The 915-nt window shown below is 56.9% G+C and carries 1 protein-coding gene; it reads left to right on the forward strand.

Features of this window, described 5'->3' with window-relative positions:
- A partial coding sequence (locus ACWA2B_RS27880; RefSeq protein ID WP_449292878.1) for an AMP-binding protein occupies positions 1-915 on the forward strand: 915 nt, incomplete at both ends.

A 915-nucleotide genomic window follows, 5' to 3' on the forward strand; every position in this document is an offset into this window, starting at 1 on the left:
TTCTGGTTCACCGTTCATTGGACATGATTGTAGGCATCTATGCGATTCTCAAGGCCGGCGGAGCCTATGTGCCGATTGATCCGGAATATCCGGCTGATCGTATCCGCTTTATGCTGGAGGACTCGGGAGCGAAGCTGGTGCTGACGCAATCGCATCTGGCGGAGCAAGCATCGCTGAGTTTCGACGGCCAGGTGCTGGTGCTGGATCGTCAGGAGCAGGCTGGCCAAGACATTTACCACGAAGACGGTTCGAATCTGGAGCCACTGGCCGGACCGCACCATGTCGCCTATGTCATCTACACCTCTGGCTCTACGGGAAAACCGAAGGGCGTGATGGTGGAGCACCATTCCGTGCTGAACCGGATTTTGTGGATGCATAATCGCTACGGCCTAAGCGCGAAAGATACGATTCTGCAAAAGACCGCCTTCACCTTCGACGTGTCGGTGTGGGAGCTATTCTGGTGGTCGATGGTCGGCTCGAAGGTAAGCCTGTTGCCGGTTGGCGGGGAAAAGAACCCGGAAGACATCGTAGACACGATTGCCCGCGATGGCGTGAGCACGATGCACTTTGTGCCCGCCATGCTGCATGCGTTCCTGGAGTATGTGGAGCAGCAGCCACGAGAAGTGATGCAAGCGAAGCTGGGCACGCTGCGCCATGTCTTTGCCAGTGGTGAAGCGTTGCCGCCACAGCATGTGGCCCGGTTCCAGCGGCTCGTATCGAGCCTGGCCGGAGCGAAGCTGGTCAACCTGTATGGCCCAACCGAAGCAACGGTGGACGTATCGTACTTCGATTGCGAGCCGACGGAAGAATATGCAGTCATTCCGATCGGAAAACCGATTCAAAACATTCGCCTGTACATCGTGAAGGAAGGCACGGAGCAATTGCAGCCGATTGGGGTTGCAGGGGAGTTGTGCA

This window comes from Paenibacillus sp. CMM36 (genome assembly GCF_053570945.1).